Source organism: Pelosinus sp. UFO1 (genome assembly GCF_000725345.1).
Classification (GTDB): Bacteria; Bacillota; Negativicutes; order DSM-13327; family DSM-13327; genus Pelosinus.
Genome location: NZ_CP008852.1, coordinates 378,042 through 399,621, shown reverse-complemented (window position 1 = coordinate 399,621; position 21,580 = coordinate 378,042). Strand labels below are relative to the sequence as shown.

Sequence of the window (21,580 nt, the reverse complement as noted above, 5' to 3'; positions counted from 1 at the left end):
AATTTCTTCTTTGTTTTATCTATCTTTTTATCAATTCACTAGTAACACTAATCGTGCCGCAAAAAAATATTACTCCTAATGTAATCCATTTGAAAAGTTTTGGACTTACCTTTGCAAAAGCCTTTTCCCCTACCCATACACCTAATAAGACTCCCGGAATTGCATACAAACCTTGCCTTAGCACCCCTAGCTCCATTGTCTCCATAAAATACATTACAAGTAAAGTAGCAATATTACCAAGGCAAAAGTAGCGAACTAGATTGGCACGAAAAGCTTCTTTGTCTTGTTGTTGATTCATCAAAAACAAGGCCACGGGTGGTCCGCTTAAGCTGGTTGCGCCCCCCATAAAACCACTTACTATACCAACCAAAACTGTCGCCAGCTTCTCACGCTTAATTGTCATTACATAATTCGAGGCCATAAAAAATGATACCAATAAAATCAACATCCCAATGCAGAGCTTTAGATTCGAAGGATCTACTACTTTCAATATATATACTCCAGGTACAATACCAATTAAGCTGGCTATGAACATGGGCCATATGACTTTGGGGTCCGATTTTCCCCTCGTTTTATAGATAACCATAAGATTCAATATTAAAGCTCCAAAAACCATCAAACTAACAACCTGCTTTGGTTCCATAAAAAATAAAAGCAACGGCGTACCTACAACCGCAAAACCGAATCCGGTAATTGATTGAATAAAGGATGAGAATAAGACAATAAGAAATATATTACTTGATATCAAATCCACAATTATTACTCCGTTTCATGTTATTGCTGCTAGAATCATCCAACAATAATTCAATCTATAAGAAAGAGAACGAGTCGTCACATTGTTCTACAACTTAGGCTTTTGAGACTATACTTTGACTAATTCCTATAAGCCTTGCTATTTGGCGAGTAGATACCCCTTCGACTTCCTTTATTTTTCTTATTACTTGATTTCTTGCCAGTATATCCATATTTCTTAACTCACTAGGTGAATTAACATTTGCATATTCTTTTATTAGTTCTTTTATCTCTTGATCCGTCATTCTTTTCGTCTCAATGCTATCAATGCACGTATCATCATTTTGCTCATTCATAAAGTTTTTAAAATAGATCATTGCCTGTTCTTTTTTCGAGGCAAAAATCTTTAATATAAGATCTGTATCAACGGTCTTCGGTTGACTTAAATATTCCTCGTAGCTACTCCACTTATATTTTTCTAACTGTTTTACATTACCCGACTTTAATGGATTCTGATGAATATAGCGTAAAACGGTCAGTAAATACTCATCATCTTCCACTACTTCACTTTTAAAGCGATCTTGGAATAAATGACCACTTCTATCATATTTACGATTATACCAGGATACATAGCTTACACCAATTCTCTTCATGGTGTTCCCAATGGACTCTTTGCCTTCCTTAATAAGTAAGTGGATATGATTGTCCATTAGGCAATACCCATATATTATGTAGTTGCTACTCTCTTTATAAAATCGCAAACACTCAATGAATTTTTCTTTATCTTCCTCTTCTTCAAATAGTATTTGCTTGTTAATCCCGCGTAAAATAATGTGATATATACCGCTTTGACTCTTTTGACGCGCTTGCCTGGACATTCCCTAATCACCCCACGATATTCTATCACACTATCAAGATTAACTCAATAGAACCGTCCCCACGATTTATAATCTAGTTTGTTTAGAACCTGCGACACTTGGTATAATATCATAATAAAATCACTAGGAGGAAGGTCTATGTTTAAACGTATTGACCATATAGCTTTTATTGTTAAGGATCTTGCTAAATCAATCTATTTTTACGAGGAACACTTTGGTTTTAAGAAGTATTATGAACACGATGTACCAGTACCAGCAATCGAAAAAATAGCATACCTTAAACTGGGTGATACCGTTTTAGAATTGATACATATGCCAAAAGGCCCCACAAATCAAGGCTTTCACTTTTGTCTTGAGAGTGAGAATTTTACTGCTGACTACACCCGCCTAAAAAATGCAGGTATTCCAGTTACTACCGAACCCCATCCTACGGGAGCAAGAGAACCAAGAGAAGAAGGCTGGCGCAGAGTGGTATTTGAAGGCTTAGATGGAGAGTCAATAGAATTCAGAGGTTAACAAATCCAATGGTAAAAAGCTTTAACCCAACTTTGTTTGGGTTAAAGCTTTTTAGTGTACTTAAAATGCATTATGTATTGATAAAATTACATTAAAGTATCTCTTGCCAGCCATGTACATCTGTAATTCCTAGACCTGGGGCATCAGAGATAATAATCTGATTTTTAGTAAAGCTAACTCCACCAACTACTGGATCTGCAGCTAATAATACTGCTGCGTCCAAATCAGTTTTTGTAATAATTTTCTTCCCACCCGCAATGCTAGCAGCCGCTGTTATTCCCACTTTACTTTCCAGCATGCAGCCCATCATACATTGTACTCCCATGGTTTCTGCGATATTCGCAATTTTGACCGCATTATGTAATCCGCCAGCCTTCATTAATTTTATATTGATAAGATCACAAGCTCGCATACTCAAAAGAGTAAATACTTCATAAGGCCCAAAAGAGGATTCATCTGCCATAATATTCGTCTCTACATTATCTGTAACAAATTTAAGTCCTGCAAAATCATGGGCCTTTACAGGTTGCTCAATGAGTTCAATACCTAAATCCATATCTTCAAACTTACGAATAATGCGTACAGCTTCTTTCGGTAACCAGCCTTGGTTGGCATCAAGGCGAATTTTAACCTCGGAACCAACTGCTTGGCGAATTGCTTTGACCCTTTTAATATCCATTTGGACATCTGTTCCTACTTTTAGTTTCAACTCGTTATATCCTTCTGCTATAGCTTCCAATGAATCCCTTACCATTTCATCTGGTGCATTTACGCTAATAGTAAGGTCAGTTGTCATTGTATTCTTATAGCCACCAAATAACTTATAAAGCGGAATCCCATATAACTTTCCAAATAAATCATGTACGGCAATATCGAGGGCTGCCTTCGCTGAGTGATTATGTAACATGGCTCCTTCAATTGTCGTCAGGACTTTTTCTAGATTATCAACTTCCATGTCAAGTATCTTAGGACCAATCGTATCTCGTATTGCTGCAATAACAGAATCTTGGCTATCGCCAGTGATTACTGCTGTTGGTGGTGCATTACCATAACCAACTTCACCAGTATCCGCTATTACTTTAATAATAATGTCTTCTGCTGAATGCACTTCGCGCAGTGCTGTCTTGAAGATTTTTTTTAGTGGGATGCTCACTTTGCCAATCTTGATTTCTTTGATTTTCATATGAACTCTCCTCTTTTTTATCTCTTTACTTCCAAATTAATTTTCCTTTAGAAAGGACGTGCTGTCAAGCTACTATTTGAGGGCACTCTTAAAGATAAAATCCTAAGCTTCACCACTAGTTCAGAGTGAAGCTTAGGATTTTATCTTTAATGTAGGTGAAATGACACAGGCAGAGTGGTGGTACATGCCATAGCCCTACCACTAGTACGGTCTTTGGCCGGTACAAATCGCCATTTTTCAACAGCCGTTATTGCTGCTTCATCCAGTACCGCATGGCCAGTGGAACGAGCCACAGCAATGTCACCAGGCCTGCCATTCGCTAGAATTTGTATTTTCAGTATTACTGTTCCTTCCAGACCAGCCTGCCTGGCCGCTGAAGGATAGACTGGGTCGGATTTGGATAGGATGAGAGGTGCGGCAATACCGCTTCTAGAACCTCCCCCCACTATGGGAACAGCAGCTGGACTGTTATCTGTAGTGGTACTGGCAGAATTAGATGATTGGCTCCTTGTTGTAGTCGGATTTTCGGCCGCAGTCATCGCCAACTCGCTAGTGGTAACCACTGACTCTGACTCACTAACCTTAGTCTCCGTATCGACTGGCATAACCGGCGACATTTCAGCTGAAATCGGTTTTAGCGCTTCTGGCAGTGTGGCTGTTTCTGGAACAGTATTGCTATTCTCAGGCCGTTCACCCAGATCACTGACTAGATCCATTTCCAACATCACTTCTTCCGTTGTTGGTAAAGGGGCAGTCCAACCAGCAGCTAAATAACCTGCCCCTATTATAAAAAACATATGTAGGCATACAGACATTACCATGGCTTTACGCCAGTGATAGGCATAGGTCATGGTTACTACCTCCCTTTCTCCACCGCCACTGTCACCCGGTGAGCGCCAGCTTGTTTCAGCTCATCTAGTACAGCTACTACCTGACCGTAAGCCGCCTGTTTGTCGCCTCGCAGGATAAAAACGGTATCTGACTGCTTGCCAAGCTCAAGATTTACACGCTTGGCTAATAAAGTTAAAGGAATCTCTTCCTGGTTAAACATGACGCTGCTATTTTCCAGCACCGTGATATTGATGCTGCTGGGTTTATCCTGCTGGGCGGTGGTCACCTGAGGCAGGTTGACGGGGATAGTTTGCTGTTGGACCATAGAAAGAGTACTCATCATAAAGAACACCAAAAGAAAAAAGATAATGTCAATCATCGGAATAATCATCAACTCAGGTTGATTTTCCACACGGAGACTACGCAATTTCATGGGATTCTCTCCGTCCGGTTTTCTTAATTAGCACATAACTGACCACTAGAGCTGCCGTTTGCTCAATATCAGTGATCAAGCGGTTGACCCTGCGGGAAAAATATCTGTGCAGCACCAACGATAAGGTTGCGACACTGAGTCCAGTGGCGGTGGCAATTAAGGCTTCACCGACTCCACCGGTGATGGCCATGGGCTGACCGGCCTGGGCATTGAATACACTGAAGGAATTGATCATGCCAATAACGGTACCGAGGAGGCCAAGTAACGGGGCAAGGGTAACGACCATGCTCAGATCGTCGAGATGCTCCCGCAGGCGGTCTGCTGCCAGCATGGCGGCGCTTTCTAGGGCGCTCTCAACCTGGCTGCCCCGTTGGGAGGCGATGAGACCTGCCAGTGCGATACGAGCTATGGCAGCCGGAGTTTGTTCGCAGAAATGAGCGGCTTCACTGATTCGTTGTTTCTCAAGCAAAGGCTGCAGCTTCTGTTGAAAAGTCTGGGTGTTAACAGAAATACTGCGATAATACAAAAACCGTTCGACAGCAATGGACACCACAAACAGCGAGCAGATCACTAAGAGATACATAACCGGGCCGCCTTTGTGAAATAAATATATGGTTTGGTTTATGAATTCCATGAGTTTGCTCCTTTTATTAAATTTATTTTTTTACCAGAGACGCGCCAAGCCGTAATGGCCAGCAAGGCTCCCAGCACAATTGCCGTCAAATCCACGCCAGCAGTCATCCAGTCGCCCTGTAAAATGGACGGCACTAGACCGACATGGGTCGTCAACGCGTTAATAACTGGCAATCCTATGCAAAGTCCTGCTGCGATTGTCAATTGTTCGACCCAAGCTCCCAACGGTGAACGCCGAAAGGCATGAACCAGCATAATTAGCCATACGCCAAAAAATACGATTATTTCAGCCTCTCCCCGCTCCCGCATGGAGATAGGCAAAAGCCGATTGGCCCACAAATAGGCGGCGCAAGCAATGATAAGGCCGGCAACAGCAGTAGTATTCAATGCTTCAACAGCGCGATAAACATATTGGACTGCCTTGCTACTCTTGGCATAGCGGCTACGACGTTTGACTGTAAAGAACACCAGTCCGGCGGCGATCATAATGCAGCCCATTAAACCAGACAGAAAATACAACCAAGATACGATATAACCGCCAAACCTAGCAACATGCAATCCAGCCAAGTAGCGAACAGTATAAACATAAGGATCCCACTTGGTATGGATGCCGAGCAGTTCACCGGTAACTCCGTTAAAAGAAATACGGTCACCAACGGCTGCAATCCGGTCATCTATATTCCGTATAAAGGTGACTTCGGCTTGCTGGTCACCCGGGTTTTTCACCAAAACAAAAATAATCTTACCCTTACCAAATTGTTCTTCGGCCAAAGGTAACAACTGCGCTAAAGGCAGCATCGTGGCAGGAACATTCGCACGTGTATGGTCAGATAACAATCCTACTTCAGTCCATAGTTTTGCCTTATTTTCATACAATAAGTGGGTTGCAACCGGCATCACTTCCATGAAGGTCAGCACCAAACCCGTATAGGTAATTAAGAGTACAAAGGGTAGCGTGAATACACCTGTCATAATATGAGCATGAAGCCAGGTCCGGCGCCAGCGCAAAAGAAAAAATTCTTTAAAAACCTGCTTGCGAATGACAATCCCAGACACCAGTGCCGCCAATAGTACGAGAGAGGCGGCGCTCACTATCCATAATCCGGCCTTACCGCTATGTAACTCAGAGTGAAAATCAGTAAAGAAATGGCCGCCTTCTGTTTGGCGTTCTTTGAGCACCACTCCCGTCAGAGGATCTAAATGCCTCTCTGTTGTTACCTTGCCCCTTTTCCAGTTTACATCCAGTACAGGAGAGTTCTTCTGAGGCATATGGATGGTCCAATTATCGGCATGGGGAGCAAACTGACGAAGTTTTTTATCGGCTGCAGCAAGGGCCTGACCAGGCAACACTTGACTTGCCCTGAATTCCGGCCTCATCCAATGAGTCAATTCAGCCTGGAATATTGCCAACGTACCTGTCAGAAAGATGGCGAATAGTAGCCAGCCAAAAATCAAGCCACCCCAAGTATGTAGTTCACTCATTGACCGAGTAAAAGTTTTGTTTATCGCTAATTTCATCACTAAGACATGCTCCTTGAATGAACCCAAGCTGCTAGAGCCAGGATACCAAAAATCGTTGTTACTCCCAGCAAATCTCGCCAAGCACGCTGGGCGGTCGGGGCAGCAAAGGCCCATAGCAGCGCCCCCAACCATAAAATGCTAGGAAACAGAGCGCTAAAGAATACCACCTCGACTCGAGGCCAAGGCAGCAGTAACGCCAAAGCTGCCAAGGCGCTGTAAGTTAACCCATAACCCCCGAATGCGCCTGCCAGAATGCGCAGGATGGTTTGGACTGGCTGGGTACGACTTTGTAGTGTGGCCTTTAGCCACATATAGTTATTTATCAGATTTGAGTTCATCATCAACACTGTCCTTTAAATATCAATGGTAGCCGACAATTTGAATGTCCGCCCGCTGCCTATCGTGAGATAGCCGTCGGTGAAAGTACCAGACCAATAGTTTTTATCAAACACGTTTTCAACACTAGCGCGATATGTTACTGATTTGCCATTGACCTTGGTTGCATAGCGGGCACCAATATCGTAGCGGATCCAGCTTGGCATTTCCTGCGTATTAGCAGAATTGGCATATTGGGAACTGGTGTACACGGCACGGGCATTCAGCGTCAGGCCAGGCACCCCTGACGTATCCCATTCGAAGCCCAAATTACCTTGCCACTTAGGCGTACCATAGGCCGTTTTACCATCGTTGGCACTGTTTAAAGTATGGGTCTGTACACCACGAGTAAACGCCATTCCACCCAGCAGTCGGAGGTGTGGTGCAACTTCTCCAAACACATTCCACTCGACACCACGGTTACGCTGTTCACCATCCTCGTTATAGGTGTATTTGCTGGCATTATTGGCATCAGTGACCTTGATTACACTCGGTTTAGTAATTTGAAACACACTTAAGGTATTGGCAAAAGTACCTGCATCCCATTTGACACCCGCTTCCATCTGTTTACTCTTGAAAGGGGCAAAGGTAGAGACATTACCATCACTGTCGGTATAAGCGGCCCCTTTGCTCAAGCCTTCGATGTAGTTGGCGTACAAGGACACCGGTGCATTCCACGGTTTGACAACAAGGGCGATGGCTGGGGTAACAGCACTTTTGTCGTAATCTGTCAATAGTGCACCTGTTTTATTATTATAAGTTTTACTTTGAACTCGCTGATTGCGTACCCCTAGCGTAAGCAAATATTTGTCCTGTTCAAAGGACATCGTGTCTGCCAGGGCAATGCCAGAAAGCGTAGTATCTTCGGTTTGAAGAACAAAAGCTGGCTCAGTAGCTAACACATGTAATGTAGGGTTATAGATATTAGAGGTATACGCTACTTGGGTGTTATTCGTGCCACTATTAATTTTCAGAGAGTTCGCACTCAACACTACCTGATGGCCGACTGCACCGGTTTTGAAATGGCCACGCAAACCTGTTTCGGTGGACACCGTATCAGAGTAACCCTTTATATACGTACTTTGGGTCGTACCAGAATTACCCAGTGCATCTACATTCAGCATGTGCGTTGAATTGATAAATCCTGCGTAATCGTAACGCAGGGTTCCCACGCCGGCATAGGCAGTCAGGTTGTCATTGATATTGTAATCCCCGTGAAATACTACCCCCTTATTATCTTGCTTGGCAAAGGTATTACGAAAGGCATTGGTACTGCCATTAGGAGCATCGGGGATAGAAGTGACAGTACTTTTAAAATTGACCGTCATTGGGGATCCATTGGTGCTATTTTCTTCTGTGTTATAGGCATCGAGAGAGGCTCTCCATCGCTTGCCGCGGTAGTCCAGTCCCAATGCCCCCAAGACGCTTTTTTTCGACTGGTCATCAACGCCGGTTTCTCCATCTCGGAAAACCCCATTAAATCGCATGCCCCATTCCTTATTTTCGCCGAAACGCCGTCCCAGATCCAGATGGGTGCCGAAGTTGGAACCCGAAGTGTAGTCTGTAGTGATGCGGGTCAGTGGCTGATCGTCAGCACGTTTAGGAACCAGGTTGATCGAGCCGCCCACAGCACCACTAGGGGGCATACCATTGAGTAAAGCACTGGGACCTTTAATAACTTCCACTCGCTCGAAGAACTCGATTGGTGTATGACCATAAGGTGCTAGACCATACATACCATTGAATCCCAATTCCCAGCCAGTAACGGCAAACCCCCGAATAGAGTAGTTTTCGTTCATATGGCCGCTGGAAGTCGTGAAACGCACTGATGGATCATTGACCAAAACATCGGCCACGGTACGTGCCTGCTGATCTTCGATGGACTTCGACGTATAACTGGTAATATTGAAAGGCGTATCCATAATGTCCCTATTCCCCAAGAGACCAAGGCGCCCCCCGCGTGCCACTTGGCCGCCAGCGTAGACTGGTGGAAGCGTCTTCTGCTCCCGATCAGCTGTTACTTCTACTCCCTCCAGAGTAAAATCCCGTTCCTTGGTTGTTTTTTCTGCCGCAGCTTGTTCCTCAGCAGCCTGTTCCCCAGTTGTTACTGGTTCTTCTGCCGCGTATGCAACCAATGGCGTATGCCAGAATAAACTGCTACTCAAAAGAGCATAGAGTAGATTTTTATTCGTCCTAGACATTTTTTTCTTCTTCATATAATACCATCGGCTCCTTTTTTCATCCTGATAATGAGAACCAAAGTCAATACTTTTCCATATCATACTAAGTAAAATAGTTGGGGTAAATGGATATATTTCAAAACTGCCATGGATTTTTTCCCAATAACTTAGCAATTTATCTACATCCCTACCTAATATCTAAGAGGAGAACAAGATTTTATAAGGATATTATTGACAAAAGAGCACAGACCGTTTATACTATTGCAATGATAATCATTATCATTTCAATAGTATAAACGATACCTGGTAAGCAATGTCTATAGCATAGTGAATAACTAAAATAATCAATTACTGATTATTTCAAAGGATAGATACTCTTTATAGGTGAAATTTTATTATTTTATGGAGGCGCAGCACATGAAGGTTGATATTGATGAGATAGCAGAAGGTTTTTCTAAGGTATCCTTTAATATCCTCGACGCACGCAGATTTGTAATAGAACCTGGTAAAAAGCGTCTAGCCACTTATACTGCACCGGCTTCGGGGATTGTTTTCCCTGTAAGAGGAAAGGCAAGAATGACTTTTAATGGTGTACCCTATGAAATGGAGTCTGGACGTTTTTTCCATGCAGGGCCTAGCATGACACTAGATAAAGAAGTTGTTGGAGAATCTAAATGGGAATTTGTGCTGATTCACTATCAAATTCCTGATAATGAAAAGGATCTTTTTCCTTATGCATTATCTCATTACGAGCTCGAACCAGGTTACAGTCCACAAATTAATGACATGCTACAAAAACTTTGTCAGACCTGCACAAAACCGGGAAGCCTAGAAGGCCTTCGGGCAAAATCACTGTTTTTCAATGTCATGGATGAAGTACTAACCTGCTCGGGAAACCGACGCAACGACAGCGGACGGGGATTAGTAGAACAGGCGATGGAATATATGAACAATCATTATATGGAACAGATTACCATACCAAAACTAGCTGAACAGTATGGTCTTGGCAGTAAGCAGTTCGCCTATCTATTCCAAAAACATGCGAGAATAAGTCCCAATGAATATTTGATATCCCAGCGTATAAACCGTGCGAAGGAATTATTATGTACTACAAATTTCTCTATATCGGAAATCTCCGATTGTGTCGGTTACTCGGATCCTTATTATTTCAGTAAACTTTTTAAGAAACGCACAGGTATCTCCCCTAGTACACTGCGAATCTATTCTTAAAAAAATACAGGGTGATTTAACGCGATTAAAGGGAAAAAATAAAGCACGCCAAAAGGCGTGCTTTATTTTTCAAAGAAACGAGATATATCAGCAACTTTTACTCAGCAGCTATACCAACCAACTGATTCATCATATAAATTAAGATATTTACCCCATTTAAGAGTGCTCTCTGGTCAAATGCCATAGCTGGACTATGTAAGCCAGGGGTTAAATCAGCTCCCAAACCTATGTAGCCAGTTTTTAAACTTGGTTTATGTTTGACAAAAAAGTGAAAGTCTTCTCCACCTGGGGTCGTAATTGGTTCAAGCAATCCTTGCTCTCCTAGTACAGCCGCAATCGCTTCCTTGGCTAATGCAATAATCTCATCATTGTACTCAGCCGCTGGACAACCGCCAACGAGTTTAATATCAGCACTGGCACCAACGGTAGCGGCACCACCTTCAATTGCCCGGCTAACCTTGTCTTGCAATTCTTTCATAATAACATTGTTTTGCGCACGCAAATCAAATGCCATATGTGCCTTGTCAGGAATCGCGTTAAGAGCCGCACCACCCGCCTGAAGTTTAGTAACTTTAACCGTTGATGGGATTACTGGATTGACATGAATCGCATTAATTGCATTGACAACTGCCGCAGCTCCGTCAATAGCATTTATCCCTAGGTGTGGCCTAGCCCCATGACAAGCTTCACCTTGAATTTCAGCCTCCATTATATAACTCGCGCCATGATACAATGCTGGAGTCGCCTGATCTAGTTTAGCTTCTTGGATTGGTCGCAAATGTATTCCTAACAGAATATCTACATCATCAATAACGCCATCCTCAATGGTTCGGAGTGCACCAAATAGCTTTTCTTCAGCTGGCTGAAAGAAAATTTTCAATTTCCCCTTATTAATACCCTTTCTGGCTATAGCTTCTGCCACTGTCAACACCATTGCTGCATGTGCATCATGCCCACAGGAATGGATCGCACATTCTTGTTTATCAATGGTATGCGCTAATGCATCCATATCTGCACGTAAAGCTACAGTCGGTCCTGGGTATCCACTATCCAACATACCAATTACACCCGTTCCACCAATTCCAGTTTTCACAACATAACCAGCCTTGCCCAACGCCTCTGCCAAATAGGCAGACGTTTTAAATTCTTCAAACCCTACTTCAGGTATAGTATGCAAAAAACTCCACACTTCGTTTACTCGATTTGTCAAATCTGTCATAATAACACCTTCAATCTCTTTATTTTAAGCTAATATTTTCATAATCAACATGGAAATCATCGCATTACAAACTGAAATCCCCAGCATGATTGGATAATATTTAGGATTTACACCCACCGTACCTAACAAGCGGCCTAAGTATTGAATTTTGGAACCCATTAAGTAAATTGCCGGAATTAAAATAGTAATATGGGTTCCAGTTAAAACTCCTTTGGTATAGAGAGCATGAGCTACACCAACCGCGCCACCCATTGACATAAGAGCACTAATTAGCACCATAACAGCCTGACCTGGCAACCCGAAAACAGCCATAACAGGAGCAAACAAATTTCCTAGTAAATCCAGCAGCCCTGTAATTGTTAATATTTGAATACAAACATAGGCCATTAATACATTAGGAATGATATTATTAATGCCCACGTGCCAACCTTTTTTTGCGCCATCAACAAAAACATCAATTACTGTTTTATCGTTCATAATCCTTACTCCTCCTTACAAAACCTTTTTACATATAGCCGCATTGTATTCGCCCCAAAAATTTTCATTACAAACAGAACGACCAAGGGTATTGACATGGGCACAGTAAGAAATCCAAATAAAGCGGAGCCGGAACTTAAGTAATTCGTAATTGTACCGCCTGCAGTAAATTGAAAAGCCGAAAAAATCAATTTTTCTTTTTCTGTAATTTCACCAGTATCGTACAATACCCGAGTCATCCCTGCTCCTGCGTCTGTACTTTGAAGACTGGAGACCAAAGCGATGCCGGTAATTCCGGGAATGCCTAATAAGGGACGAAGAATCGGCGAGAGTAATTTTTGTGCCGCCTTAAGACCACCATACTGTTCAACAACTTCAATAATTCCCATGGCTAGCATCACACTGGGAAGAAGACCAAGGGCAAATAAAAAACCATCTTTAGCACCACTTCCTCCCATCCCAGCAAAAGTTGCTTTGCTTGCGTCCTTCATAGTTCCAAATTTCCCACACAGAGTATCAAAATCCATTACAGAAATCCAGCCATGGGTACCAGCAAAAATTCCTGAAAATATGATTAGAGCAAAACCTAAGACTACATATCCTGATGTCGGTACATACGTTTCTAGTTTTTTTATTGTTTCTTGTTGCTTATCCACCTATTACTCCTCCTATTCTTATTACGATTACCATCTAACTACAATCCGAAAACGTAACTTTCTCTTACTTCCTCCTTTCACCCCTACCTTTTTTTATATAAAAAAAGGCATCCCGAGTAATAAACTCAGGCGCCATTGCCAAGCTTCATTCTATATCTATATTTTACTTTTGTTTGCAATCACTACATTTTATTTAATAATGCTTTCTTTCACTACATAGATACTAAAATCCTGCTTTTTCAATTAAAAAAATAAAAAAAACTCATCTCTTTTTAAAAGATGAGTTATTAAATCATAACCGTAAATCAAAAATTTCTAAACTCTGTATGTTTTCTTCTAAACTAGAATATATCCGTTCCTTATCATTCTCTAATATGCTGATTATCAACATATTACATAATTCCATGGGGACTATGTATGAGTTAAAAAAAGTTGCATTCTCGATTGGTAAGGAAAACACAATATCACTATTAATACTAACAGTTGAAAAGTTACTATCCGTAATAGTAATCACTTTAGCCCCTCTTTTTTTTGCAAAATTTATAGCATGATAAGTAGGCTTTGAATACCTTGGAAAACTACAAGCAATTAATAAATCTTTTGCGGCAATGGACATTATTTTTTCAACATTCACAACTCCGCCTTCACTAACTGCCATAACCTTAAATCCCATTCTTCTAAAATGCAATGCTAAAAAGTCTACCAGAACACCAGAAGATCCTATCCCTACCAAATATATTGTATCCGCCCTACATATAGCGTCAGTTGCTTGTTTTATTTTTTCAACATCAAAATGTAATAAAAATTCTTCAAGATTTTTTAAATCCTTTTTACCAACTTGCATAGTAAGATTATTTTTATCATTAATAATCTCTAAATTCTTAGAAAGCCGTTTATGAGGTAAATCGAAATTTTTTATCCCATCTCTAATGTTACTTCTAAACTCTGCAAAACCAGTAAAACCAATCGATTTGGCAAATCTTATAATCGTGGCATCACTTACCCCTACTTTTTCTCCTAATTCTATGGCAGATAGAAAAGCCACTTCTCTATAGTTATCTAATACATATTTCCCTATTATTTTTTGACTGCCAGTTAATTGGTCATAATTATTTTTTAAATATTGAAGCACATCATTTTTATTCATATTTCACTCATTTTCTAAGTTATTTATACCAATACTATCTTCTGATGAGTTCAACATTTTATTTAAAATACCTGCATGTTACAAGTAGAAGACCTATCTAATTTGTAGTTAAGGCTATGCCTCTTCCTTCTTTAAATCCTCACTCACCTCATAAGCAAACTTCTCTAACAGATCAAGATCCGATAAGAAGTTAAGGATTGTATACCTTGTCCGCACTTCTTTAGCCATAAGAATGCCATTGACTACATGGTGCTCATCAATTCCAACTTCCCTTGGGTGAATTGGCCCACCAGCATGTTTAAGAATTGATTTAATTTCTTTGGCGGAAGGTACACTTTTAAAAACATCGATAATCTCATCGATATTTTCTTGAATGCGATTGATTCTTGCTAATCTTTTACTTATGGAGTTTCTCTCCTCTTTTTCATTGATATGAATGATTTCCGCAGCAGCCTTCTGGTAGAGCCTCATAACATTTTCTTGCCATTGGCTTTGATCAAATGAATTGGCTTTCGCAATAGCTTCTGCAAAGTTAATATTTGATTGGGCTACCAGTTCACTAAGTTTGGCTGTAATAATGGTTCCAATACCTACCTTTGTACCATGGAGTACTGCCTTTTTATGTTCAAATAAAAACATCATTTCCCAATAATGTGCTAAATGATGTTCTGAGCCTGATGCTGGTCTTGAATTGCCGACAAAACTCATAGCAATCCCTGTTACTACCAAGGCTTCCATCAAGTTTTTAATAGCAATCTCTTCTCTTGTTTTAATGCCCTCGATGTTATTTATACATTTTGCCATGGAGTCAGTAACCATTTTTACAACTACATCGCAGTAATATTCATCATTAATAACTTTGCCTAATTTCCAATCTGTCAAAGCCGAATATTTTCCCACGATATCACCAAAACCAGCTATGATCATATTCATCGGTGCTTGTTTTAATATAGTAATATCTCCTATGATTCCTTTGGGACATACACATTCAAAAGAGGTTTTAAGATTATCGACAATTAAGGCCGCACCTGTAGAGGCAAAGCCGTCCATGGAGGGAGCCGTCGCTACAATAATAGTTGGAATACCAACTTTATGACTAACAAACTTAGCTAAATCATTGAGTGTACCTGTACCGATGGTAACAATTACATCAATATCTTTTTCTACTTGAATTAATAGTTTGCCTACTGCCGCTTCATCAGGGACTAACTCTTCTAGCTCTTGAAATATAAATGTTTTGTATGAAAATTTTTCTTCCCCTAAGACTGATTCTACAACTTTGCCAGCTACTTCATAGGTGTGAAGGTCTGCAACCACTAATGCCTTTTTAAATTGAAAATCTCTTAACATTTCAGGTAGTTTAGAAATAGCATCCTTTTCTATTATGATACGATCAATACCTACATGATGAAGTTTTTTGCATTCGCATTTTATTTCATCACCTAGAAAATCTTTTATATCTAACATAGCAACATTATTTATTGTTACATTCATACTTACCACTCCCTCATAAGATTTCAATCTTTACCCTAAAGTAAATATTCTTAGTCAATTCATTGTATTGCCCAGAAACGAGTAACTAAGTTACTTCACTTCTGGGCAATCAAACTTTTATCAATACGAAATCGAGGATACTTTCCTATTAAAAGATACCTAAAATTCCTGTAATCGCACCTAAGGCTATCAGAACACCCATTAATTTTATCGGGGATACACCTTTTTTAACCATAGAAAGTACAATTAAAGTTAATGCAAGCGGGATTAATCCTGGCATAAGTTTATCAAGTAAGTCTGTTTGCAAATTAAACTTCACTTGCCCCACATCAAAACTTATTAAGGTTTGTAGCGGAATAAATCGTCCCACGAGTCCGCCCATAACAAGAGTTCCAAGAATGGATGCTCCTTCGATAACCTTATTAATTGTACCGCCTTCAAGAATTTGCTCTACCGCTTTCTTTCCATAGGTATAACCATTCATCCACATTGTTAACTGGATCGTAGTCATAATTGTGAATTGAGCGATTAAAAATATGATGGGCCCCGCAAGGTTTTGATTATTGGTAATCCCGATACAAATTGCAAGCATAATTGGGGTAATAATTCCTTGGGTTAATGTATCTCCAATACCTGCTAATGGGCCCATTAATCCTGTTTTAATACCATTAAAAGCTCCATCAGTAATCGGTTTACCATTTGCTTTTTCTTCTTCCATCGCTATAGTAATCCCATGAATAACGGCACCACATACTGGTTCCGTGTTAAAAAAAGATAAATGCCTCTGAACTGCAGCCTTGGCATCCTCTTTATCAGGATACAGTTTTTCTATAACTGGTAACATGGAATGTGCAAAGGCTGTAGCTTGCATTCTCTCATAATTATAGTTGGATTGAGCAAACATATACCACCTAAACCAAGATTTAAGTACATCATTCTTCGTTAACGTCTTTGTAACTTCCATTCTTTAATTCCCTCCTTCAATTTTATTTAAGCATTGACATCCTTTCCACTAGATGCTTTGAGCGACGTTACTGTTAATGCTAATACAATGCCCATGATAGCGATAATCAAAATATCTTGCTTGAAATATACTGATAAAATAACACCTAATACGAAAAATGGCATTGTAAACGTATTGCCAATTAACTTTAAATTCATGGCAATGCCTAATGCTGGCAACATAGCACCAATTACAGTAAACACATGCAGCACACTCGGACTCATAACACTTAGCATTCCAGATACTGCATCTGGCCCATAATACACTACCAATGTCGCAGGAATAAAACTGACTAAAAAAAGTAATATCTGAGGAGGCACTACGTTGATAAAAGCCAATCTCCGTAAATTGCCTTTTTCAACTTCTTTATCAGCCCAATGAACAAAGAAGGAGTTAACTGTCATTTTCGCAATCCATAAAACAGTAGCGATGGTTCCTAAGGGTACCGATATTGCCATGGCAGTGGTTACATCTAAATGTGATACTAAAGCAAGGGCCGTACCAACATATCCTGCGAAGGAAGGATCGCCCATTTGAGCTCCCCCAGCCGATATAAATCCTAAATAAATCACATTAATTCCTGCGCCGATTAATGCTCCCTCTAAGGGTTGCCCTAATATGATACCAGTAATAAATCCAGCTACTAATGGTCTATTAAAAGTGAAAAAACCAACATACGTAAACCAAGGACTCCATGAAAGATAATAAAATGCACCAATTAACGCCGCCTGAAAAAAAGATATATGCATACTCTTGTCCTCCCTTTTATTCTTTATTTATAAAGCCCATCTTCCCCATATTCATTGGAAATCAATCTACTAACAGTGGACCTTGGCGGTGTATATGTAATTCATAAAAGTACCTAATTGAAGAACAATTTTATCCACCCATAAAATGAACATCCATTGAGGATAACCTGGGAAACATGAGATTATTGCCATCCTCTCATGAAACTTGTCATTTCTAAATTAATGTTGCCATAGGCATTTTAGTTGCATCGGGAACAATTTGTACAAAAACATTTACTCCAAGAGTTAGAAGTTCTTTAAATATTTCTTTCTCTTCCGTTGAAATTGAAATATTTCTATAAAGTTGCTTTCTTCCTTGTGTTGCTCCCATACCACCAAGATTTAGTTCTTTTATACTAACCCCAGCCTTTACAAGGCCAAGTACCGTCTTAGGTGTCTTAACTAAAATAATCACTTTTTCGCCTATATCTTCTCCTCCTAAAGCCACTGCAGCATCAGCAATCGTAAAGATTTCTACTTTTATAGAGGAAGGTGCTGCCATTTTTAAAACTTTTACCATAAAAGAATCTTCTGCCACTTCATCATCAACAACAATAATGCGGTTTGCTTTTGTAATTTTTGACCAGGCTGTAATCACTTGCCCATGTATCAATCGATCATCGATCCTAGTAAGAACAATGTTTAACATAAAATTTATCTCACCCCTACTTATTTTTCGCATCAAATATTTCTATTTCTTTGAAAAGTTCTTTTATCCCCAAAGGCCCCGTCTCCATGCATTTATCCGTTAACTCCTCTAATTCACAGGTTTCTCTCATGCTAAAAGCTTCTATCACCATTGGCAAACTAAAACCAGTAATGCATCTAAATTTACTGTTACTTGTGTTGCTCGCTTTGGCCGCAATATTATAAGGGCTTGCGCCATACAAATCTGCAAACACCAAAACGCCCTTTCCTGTATCTAATTTTTCTATAGATGCTTTTACATTCTCACAAAACTCTTCAATACTATCCCCACGATGGCAACCTAATGCGAAAGCCTCTTCTTGTTTTCCCAAAATTAGTTCCGCAGTTCTCAAAGCTGCTTCGCCGAAATCTTCATGGGTTACTAGCAAAATCCCAATCATTACAACACTCCTTTCTTTTGTATAAATAATATTGCAACTGCCATGCCAACAAAGTGTCTCACTACCTGTAAAATAGTTCATTGCAACCAACATCTATCCGCTGTGACTGACTTCTCCTATATAAATTAATTTTCAATACCAACATGAATCCTTCGTAATTATGTGTCTTAAAATGTGTCTCAGTCATTTTTCTTTATATGTGTCTCAACATTTGAGACACATTAAGAAAAGACTTGGCTTGTGCCAAGTCCTCGGACGCAGGCAGAGCCTTAGTCGTTCTTACTTGGAATCAAGAAAGTGTTATACTTTCTGATTCCGTAAAGAAAGGAGTCCAAGAGTGATACCCCTCTTGGACTCCTTTTAATTTTCCATTATGGATATTATATTAATATGAGTATCGATCATTTCAACAATATAGGCTAACTCCGTATTAGGAATATTGATTCCAAACACTTCCTCAATTAAGATGAACTTCGATTTAATCAGCCTAAACAAAGACGCCTTGGTTTCTTGTACCTGCAAGAAATTATTATATGGCAAGGGTTCATTTCGTATGATTCTTTCAATCATGCAGGAACAATGAAATAAAAACTTAATTTTAATACTTTCATCTATCATACCATCACAGGCATGTAAAATTTGCTCTAGCACTTCGCATAGCAATTTTGATGCCTTTTTCACATTTAAAAAGGTGAGAATTTCCTCTAACATGGCAATTGCCCGTTCTTGGTAGATGATAGATGAATAGCCAATTTCAACTGGTGAGTTATCGACTTTAATTCTTCCAGCAATTAAAGGACTCATCCCGTTTACACTTTCAACTAACTGATCAAGACTTATCGTAGGCATCATAGCCTTTCTAGCTGCCTCGATGACCATAGGCGTACTAACCATCTTAACTGTTCTAGTAGGAATACCAGTTCTTTCAGAAATTATTTCGGAAAATGTGGTAAGGGATCCCATATCAACTAATAATAGCACACCACGCCCCTTATTGATTTTTTTGACCATTTCAATTGCCTTTTCCAATATCACTTCTACCTTTTCTTCTAAAGGCATGTCTAAGGCGTGAATACACTCATAACCTAAGAGAGTTTGAGCAACTTGAACCATATTCGTAGCTGTAGCATAGCCATGAGTGATAACTAATACCTCAATATTTTCATCACTTTTCTTTATATTTAAGGAGTATAACAACATGGCAGTAAAGGCTACTTCATCATCAGGAATAGTCAGGAACAATTTTTCTTCCAGCTTATTCTTTATCTTTTCTGCAACGGCATATTCCTGTTGATGTTCTTGGTAAATTTTTTTAATATTGGGATGTATGGAAATCTGCCCTAAACGTAACCGTTCAATTAAAGTTTCCATGTGTAAAGCAAGACTATATATCACCTTAGTGTCAAAAGACAATCCTATTAAGTCTACTGATTCAGCCAAGGATTCTTCAATAATCTTTACGATTTCTGGAGTTACAATTTTAGAGAGAATTTCTTTCTCTAACAGTAAACTTTTGTCCTTTCCGGCAGCAAAAGAATCCTGAAATCGATTTTGGATTTGTTTATTTATCCTTTCTCTAATCTCGCTGATTGAAAGACCTTTTTCTAAAAACTTTTGGGCACTTTCTAGAATTAAATCATAAAAATCTTCTTCTGTTTTATATTCATCATAAAGAAGTACATTATTTAGATTTTCATTTAAATCTTCATTGACTCCATTAAAAGTGATGGATTCAAAATCATTTAGATTAAAGACTTTGGCTATCTCCTGTCTTTTATTATCAATTGTAAAAAAACCTTCCTTTAATCTTGGAGAAAGCTGAGATAATTTTACATGTACGTAATTATGTTGCTCCGTGACATATTCTACAAATGCATTGGCACACATAAGCTGAATATCATTTTTTAATTGGCCTATATTCCCTGGACATTTGTAAATCAGCAGTATTTTTAATACTTCTTTTGATACGGTTACCGGTATCTTTACTTTAACGGACTCTTCCCTAAAGAACTGACAAATAAGGGTCATTCTCCCTTTCAATGAGCGTTCAGCTAAACTAGGAAACATAATAATGACCGGGATTCTTCGCAAAAGGGTACCAAGGATAGCTTCCTTTGGATCTTCTGTCGTCGCAGCAATAATAAGTATATTTGCCTTTCGTGTATTTTCAGATTCTCCTAACCGGCGATAGCTGCCTCGATCCATTAGTGAAAATAGCATTTCCTGCCCTTCAGGTGGTAAGCGATGTACTTCATCGAGAAAAAGTATTCCGCCGTTTGCTTGATCAACTAATCCTTTCTTTTCTGTATCAGCACCCGTAAAAGCACCTTTTGCATTGCCAAAAAGATGTGATACTAAAAGCTGTAAATTTTCAGCATAATCAGCGCAATTAAATATCACATAAGGAGCGTTAGTCTGCAATCTTCCTATCTCTATAGCGTACCGATACATAATTTCAGCAAACGTAGTTTTCCCAATTCCCGTAGGGCCTATTAGCAAGGTATGTAGACCATTGGGCGGATATAGTATGGCGGCCCGCGCCTGCTTTACCTGTACTTTTAAGTCATCACCAGCACCAACTATATTTTCAAAAATATCACTCTTCGGTTTTGTATGATTTTCAATTAGATTATGTATTTCATTCTTATTACAAGAAAAAGTTTCTTCTTCTAGCTTGGAAAACAAGGGCACTTTTCGTATCAGCTTCTTAAACTCATCAGTGCTATTAATGATTGGATTTTTTATCATTATATTTGTATTCGATTCTAGACAGATTCTATCAAGGTAACGAACAGGTTTGCCTAAAATCTTAATGACTTTCCCCTCAGACAAAAGAGTATTTAATGCTGTACTAACATTATTCCTTGTAATAGTTAACTGTTTCGCTATATGATTTGTTTCAAAGCCTATTTTCTCTAACGATTTCGCTTCATTAAAATTAACTGTCTGGGTGAGATTCCTTAATTCTAAATACACCTTATCTTTTCTATTTAACTTATGATTTAGATCATTACTTTTGTCATTAAACAATATAGCCCCTCCAGTTAAGGTATTTGTCATATAACGATGTACAGCAATCATCTAAATAATCAGATAATTAACTTTATTTGTATTCCACACCATTTTCTGTAATCCCTCTGTCATTCGTAAAATCATAAAAAATACCCTCCATCATAGCTTTTTTCTACGATGGAGA

General features: G+C 39.6%; 20 protein-coding genes. 2 read left to right on the top strand and 18 right to left on the bottom strand.

From position 1 onward, the window contains the following. Positions 1-19: 19 nt before the first annotated feature. The gene (locus UFO1_RS01645) at positions 20-754 is read right to left on the bottom strand and encodes a sulfite exporter TauE/SafE family protein (protein WP_038667090.1); all 735 of its coding nucleotides are present in this window, start codon (positions 752-754) and stop codon (positions 20-22) included. A gap of 94 nt (positions 755-848) precedes the next feature. After that, the gene (locus tag UFO1_RS01640) at positions 849-1,610 is read right to left on the bottom strand and encodes a transposase (RefSeq protein ID WP_038667086.1); all 762 of its coding nucleotides are present in this window, start codon (positions 1,608-1,610) and stop codon (positions 849-851) included. 138 nt (positions 1,611-1,748) lie between these two features. Between UFO1_RS01640 and UFO1_RS01635 the strand changes: the two genes are divergently transcribed. Next, positions 1,749-2,126, top strand: coding sequence for a VOC family protein (locus tag UFO1_RS01635; protein WP_038667083.1), 378 nt, complete (start codon positions 1,749-1,751; stop codon positions 2,124-2,126). A 91-nt stretch (positions 2,127-2,217) separates the two neighbouring features. Here UFO1_RS01635 and UFO1_RS01630 read toward each other — a convergent pair whose 3' ends face one another. The 6 genes from UFO1_RS01630 to UFO1_RS01600 form a co-directional block, all read right to left on the bottom strand. Next, positions 2,218-3,309 carry a dipeptide epimerase gene (locus UFO1_RS01630; protein ID WP_038667081.1) on the bottom strand — a complete coding sequence of 364 codons (1,092 nt, stop codon included), beginning with the start codon at positions 3,307-3,309 and terminating at the stop codon, positions 2,218-2,220. Positions 3,310-3,455: 146 nt separating this feature from the next. Then, positions 3,456-4,160: an energy transducer TonB gene (locus UFO1_RS01625; protein WP_038667077.1), complete on the bottom strand. Its 705-nt coding sequence runs from the start codon at positions 4,158-4,160 to the stop codon at positions 3,456-3,458. A gap of 5 nt (positions 4,161-4,165) precedes the next feature. Next, positions 4,166-4,573 (bottom strand): biopolymer transporter ExbD, encoded by a 408-nt coding sequence (locus tag UFO1_RS01620; RefSeq protein ID WP_038667074.1) that lies wholly within the window; start codon positions 4,571-4,573, stop codon positions 4,166-4,168. Further along, complete coding sequence (locus UFO1_RS01615; RefSeq protein ID WP_038667071.1) at positions 4,560-5,207, bottom strand: MotA/TolQ/ExbB proton channel family protein; 648 nt, start codon at positions 5,205-5,207, stop codon at positions 4,560-4,562. The genes UFO1_RS01620 and UFO1_RS01615 overlap by 14 nt, the downstream gene beginning before the upstream one ends. After that, the gene (locus UFO1_RS01610) at positions 5,195-6,724 is read right to left on the bottom strand and encodes a PepSY domain-containing protein (protein WP_038667069.1); all 1,530 of its coding nucleotides are present in this window, start codon (positions 6,722-6,724) and stop codon (positions 5,195-5,197) included. The genes UFO1_RS01615 and UFO1_RS01610 overlap by 13 nt, the downstream gene beginning before the upstream one ends. Positions 6,725-7,080: 356 nt before the next feature. Beyond that, entirely contained in the window at positions 7,081-9,456 is a 2,376-nt protein-coding gene (locus UFO1_RS01600; RefSeq protein WP_371256634.1) for a TonB-dependent receptor, read from the bottom strand. A gap of 243 nt (positions 9,457-9,699) precedes the next feature. Here UFO1_RS01600 and UFO1_RS01595 point away from each other — a divergent pair, with 243 nt between their 5' ends. Next, positions 9,700-10,512, top strand: a complete 813-nt coding sequence (locus tag UFO1_RS01595; RefSeq protein WP_038667066.1) for a helix-turn-helix domain-containing protein — start codon at positions 9,700-9,702, stop codon at positions 10,510-10,512. Positions 10,513-10,609: 97 nt separating this feature from the next. Here UFO1_RS01595 and UFO1_RS01590 read toward each other — a convergent pair whose 3' ends face one another. The 10 genes from UFO1_RS01590 to UFO1_RS01545 form a co-directional block, all read right to left on the bottom strand. Then, positions 10,610-11,731, bottom strand: coding sequence for an amidohydrolase (locus UFO1_RS01590; protein WP_038667061.1), 1,122 nt, complete (start codon positions 11,729-11,731; stop codon positions 10,610-10,612). Positions 11,732-11,755: 24 nt separating this feature from the next. Beyond that, complete coding sequence (locus UFO1_RS01585; protein ID WP_038667058.1) at positions 11,756-12,208, bottom strand: YjiG family protein; 453 nt, start codon at positions 12,206-12,208, stop codon at positions 11,756-11,758. Positions 12,209-12,213: 5 nt separating this feature from the next. Continuing rightward, positions 12,214-12,864: a nucleoside recognition domain-containing protein gene (locus UFO1_RS01580; protein ID WP_051788789.1), complete on the bottom strand. Its 651-nt coding sequence runs from the start codon at positions 12,862-12,864 to the stop codon at positions 12,214-12,216. Between the two features lie 292 nt (positions 12,865-13,156). Next, the gene (locus tag UFO1_RS01575) at positions 13,157-14,011 is read right to left on the bottom strand and encodes a MurR/RpiR family transcriptional regulator (RefSeq protein WP_051788788.1); all 855 of its coding nucleotides are present in this window, start codon (positions 14,009-14,011) and stop codon (positions 13,157-13,159) included. A 114-nt stretch (positions 14,012-14,125) separates the two neighbouring features. Next, the gene (locus tag UFO1_RS01570) at positions 14,126-15,505 is read right to left on the bottom strand and encodes a sn-glycerol-1-phosphate dehydrogenase (RefSeq protein ID WP_038667055.1); all 1,380 of its coding nucleotides are present in this window, start codon (positions 15,503-15,505) and stop codon (positions 14,126-14,128) included. A gap of 148 nt (positions 15,506-15,653) precedes the next feature. Beyond that, positions 15,654-16,469: a PTS system mannose/fructose/sorbose family transporter subunit IID gene (locus tag UFO1_RS01565; protein ID WP_038667052.1), complete on the bottom strand. Its 816-nt coding sequence runs from the start codon at positions 16,467-16,469 to the stop codon at positions 15,654-15,656. Positions 16,470-16,495: 26 nt separating this feature from the next. Further along, positions 16,496-17,257, bottom strand: coding sequence for a PTS sugar transporter subunit IIC (locus tag UFO1_RS01560; RefSeq protein ID WP_038667049.1), 762 nt, complete (start codon positions 17,255-17,257; stop codon positions 16,496-16,498). Positions 17,258-17,471: 214 nt separating this feature from the next. After that, the gene (locus UFO1_RS01555) at positions 17,472-17,945 is read right to left on the bottom strand and encodes a PTS sugar transporter subunit IIB (protein ID WP_038667046.1); all 474 of its coding nucleotides are present in this window, start codon (positions 17,943-17,945) and stop codon (positions 17,472-17,474) included. A gap of 16 nt (positions 17,946-17,961) precedes the next feature. Beyond that, the gene (locus UFO1_RS01550; RefSeq protein ID WP_038674820.1) at positions 17,962-18,384 is read right to left on the bottom strand and encodes a PTS sugar transporter subunit IIA; all 423 of its coding nucleotides are present in this window, start codon (positions 18,382-18,384) and stop codon (positions 17,962-17,964) included. A gap of 360 nt (positions 18,385-18,744) precedes the next feature. Continuing rightward, the gene (locus UFO1_RS01545) at positions 18,745-21,414 is read right to left on the bottom strand and encodes a sigma-54-dependent transcriptional regulator (RefSeq protein ID WP_038667043.1); all 2,670 of its coding nucleotides are present in this window, start codon (positions 21,412-21,414) and stop codon (positions 18,745-18,747) included. Between the last annotated feature and the right edge of the window lie 166 nt (positions 21,415-21,580).

What these genes read in the sequence shown, in the direction of transcription:
- UFO1_RS01610 (WP_038667069.1), bottom strand. Translation starts at nt 6,724, where the DNA reads ATGAAATTAGCGATAAACAAAACTTTTACTCGGTCAATGAGTGAACTA.
- UFO1_RS01550 (WP_038674820.1), bottom strand. Translation starts at nt 18,384, where the DNA reads ATGATTGGGATTTTGCTAGTAACCCATGAAGATTTCGGCGAAGCAGCT.
- UFO1_RS01565 (WP_038667052.1), bottom strand. Translation starts at nt 16,469, where the DNA reads ATGGAAGTTACAAAGACGTTAACGAAGAATGATGTACTTAAATCTTGG.
- UFO1_RS01640 (WP_038667086.1), bottom strand. Translation starts at nt 1,610, where the DNA reads ATGTCCAGGCAAGCGCGTCAAAAGAGTCAAAGCGGTATATATCACATT.
- UFO1_RS01595 (WP_038667066.1), top strand. Translation starts at nt 9,700, where the DNA reads ATGAAGGTTGATATTGATGAGATAGCAGAAGGTTTTTCTAAGGTATCC.
- UFO1_RS01570 (WP_038667055.1), bottom strand. Translation starts at nt 15,505, where the DNA reads ATGAATGTAACAATAAATAATGTTGCTATGTTAGATATAAAAGATTTT.
- UFO1_RS01635 (WP_038667083.1), top strand. Translation starts at nt 1,749, where the DNA reads ATGTTTAAACGTATTGACCATATAGCTTTTATTGTTAAGGATCTTGCT.
- UFO1_RS01555 (WP_038667046.1), bottom strand. Translation starts at nt 17,945, where the DNA reads ATGTTAAACATTGTTCTTACTAGGATCGATGATCGATTGATACATGGG.
- UFO1_RS01625 (WP_038667077.1), bottom strand. Translation starts at nt 4,160, where the DNA reads ATGACCTATGCCTATCACTGGCGTAAAGCCATGGTAATGTCTGTATGC.
- UFO1_RS01590 (WP_038667061.1), bottom strand. Translation starts at nt 11,731, where the DNA reads ATGACAGATTTGACAAATCGAGTAAACGAAGTGTGGAGTTTTTTGCAT.
- UFO1_RS01585 (WP_038667058.1), bottom strand. Translation starts at nt 12,208, where the DNA reads ATGAACGATAAAACAGTAATTGATGTTTTTGTTGATGGCGCAAAAAAA.
- UFO1_RS01575 (WP_051788788.1), bottom strand. Translation starts at nt 14,011, where the DNA reads ATGAATAAAAATGATGTGCTTCAATATTTAAAAAATAATTATGACCAA.
- UFO1_RS01615 (WP_038667071.1), bottom strand. Translation starts at nt 5,207, where the DNA reads ATGGAATTCATAAACCAAACCATATATTTATTTCACAAAGGCGGCCCG.
- UFO1_RS01630 (WP_038667081.1), bottom strand. Translation starts at nt 3,309, where the DNA reads ATGAAAATCAAAGAAATCAAGATTGGCAAAGTGAGCATCCCACTAAAA.
- UFO1_RS01620 (WP_038667074.1), bottom strand. Translation starts at nt 4,573, where the DNA reads ATGAAATTGCGTAGTCTCCGTGTGGAAAATCAACCTGAGTTGATGATT.
- UFO1_RS01560 (WP_038667049.1), bottom strand. Translation starts at nt 17,257, where the DNA reads ATGCATATATCTTTTTTTCAGGCGGCGTTAATTGGTGCATTTTATTAT.